This window comes from Exiguobacterium sp. 8H, from assembly GCF_902506255.1.
Classification (GTDB): domain Bacteria; phylum Bacillota; class Bacilli; order Exiguobacteriales; family Exiguobacteriaceae; genus Exiguobacterium; species Exiguobacterium profundum.
The window spans coordinates 1-1,823 of record NZ_LR733454.1; the positions used below are offsets into that span (position 1 = coordinate 1).

The following is a 1,823-nucleotide window of genomic DNA, read 5'->3' on the forward strand; positions in this document are numbered from 1 at the left end:
AGGACGCGCTCGGGCTTGGAAGTTTTAGCCCGCTCATCCAGTTCCGACAAATGGCTCTCGAACGGGGAAGTCCCGTCTAAGCCATCCGCATATTCAAACTCAAAACGCATATGGTCACCTCGTTCATGCTCTATGATAGCACGTATGCATTCAAAAATCTAATCTGTGCTTGAATTTTGTGGTCTATAAAACGACCGTTTACTGCACGACGTTTGAGAAAAAGATGATTTGAGCGAAGGGTGAAACACTTCTAGATGGATGGATCCACAAGGAAGAAGTGAGGGAAATGTATCTGGAGATTCACGACTTCCGTACACCATACGAAAACATCATGGGAAGAACTTCTGTCAAACAGAGGGATTTACTGTTGTCGATTTTGATGATCGCCATGGAGAAAACATTTAAAGACGGTTGTTTGAGGTAGGGGATGTTCCTCCGCCCTCTTTCGACAAGGGCGACCACGCTCAAAAATAGGAGGTTCCGATCACCATTTTGTTTCCCATCCCTCCGTCCCTTGCGTTAAAATGGTCTGGTGCGCCCCGGGATACCACGACTACTGATTCATCACCCGGGGGGCGCAACCGGTCGAGGTTCCCGTCCGGAACGGACGTCACTTCCCCGACGGGGACCGAACGACGCATCCGCCCGGCCCCCATCTGCCAGACGGTGACGTCGTTGACAGACCTACCGGGCCCCTCGTGGAAGCGGCCACGGACGGGACGGGAGCCCGACATCCCCGGTCACCCAAGGTGGCCGGGGTGTTTTTGTCTCTCCGCCGTCTCAAAAAAAGGGGATGCCCCGTTCCGTTTTCGACGCCCCATCGCCCTGCGATGTCGTATACTAAAATCCTGACAACAAACCGCCCGCCGGCCCGCGCATCGGAAGACACCGAAAACCTAGCGCATGCAAGCACCGTCGATCATCTAATCGTTTTCTCTGTTTGACACATGATGGAGAGGGATGCGCGGACCGTCAGGCAACCGATTCTCCCCGGGTCCCCTCACGGCGATCCGGGGCTTTTTTGTCGTTTCTGGCAAAAAAGGAAGGATAGAGCGCTTTCAAAAACAGTGGGAGCGCTGTCCCCTTTTTGAACTCGAGGGGCGTCTCGTCCCCGGTATACTGGAGGGACAGTCGTCCGGTCGATGTCGGCAGTGGGATGGTCATCCTGTACCGGGGGATTGGTTCACGCAGGCCCGCCCTGCCATCTGATGTATCGGTCATCGGTTCATCCCGTCCGCCCCCCACACCATCACGCGCGAGTAACCCGTGTCTTTTTTATCCTTCAGGAGAGGGACGGACGGGTCCCTGAATCGCCCCCATGCCTTACGGCGTGGGGATTTTTTGTCGTCTCGGTGACACGTCCGGGGCTTGCGTCACCCATGTCCCACTCGACCGGTCATCGGAGCAGGGGCATACCTGTCAAGGTATTCAAAACAAGGCGGAGCACCGTCCCGTTTTTGAACCCGATGGTCCCCGAGGGCGAGATATGATGTCGTGGGGGGATGTGTCCATCCCCACTACATATCCATGAAAAGGAGAACAGACTGATATGACCAAACAATCGAAACCAATGACGGACCGACAGAAGGGACGGGCGAACGTCCTGCGCGGGGCGACGCTCGCGACGCTCCTCGCCGGATCGCTCCTCGGCGCGCAGCCGACGGGAGCCGAGGAGACCGGTCCCGCCCCCCTCTCGACCCGGGAGGCGCTCACGCCGTTCGAGTCGTCGCTCGCCCTCCTCACGGACCTCGAGGCGCCCGTGCCGATCGACTACTACCAGGGACAGGACCGGGTGACCGGGACCGTCGCGCCGGACGTGAAGA

The 1,823-nt window shown here is 57.5% G+C and carries 2 protein-coding genes; one reads left to right on the forward strand and one right to left on the reverse strand.

Translation table 11 applies throughout. The annotated features are described in order from the left end of the window. Nucleotides 1-464 precede the first annotated feature (464 nt). Entirely contained in the window at nucleotides 465-641 is a 177-nt protein-coding gene (locus GVY43_RS15615) for a hypothetical protein (RefSeq protein ID WP_159563781.1), read from the reverse strand. A 908-nt stretch (nucleotides 642-1,549) separates the two neighbouring features. Between GVY43_RS15615 and GVY43_RS15620 the strand changes: the two genes are divergently transcribed. Beyond that, nucleotides 1,550-1,823 (forward strand): hypothetical protein (locus GVY43_RS15620; protein WP_159563782.1); only part of this gene is annotated, 274 nt, incomplete at its 3' end.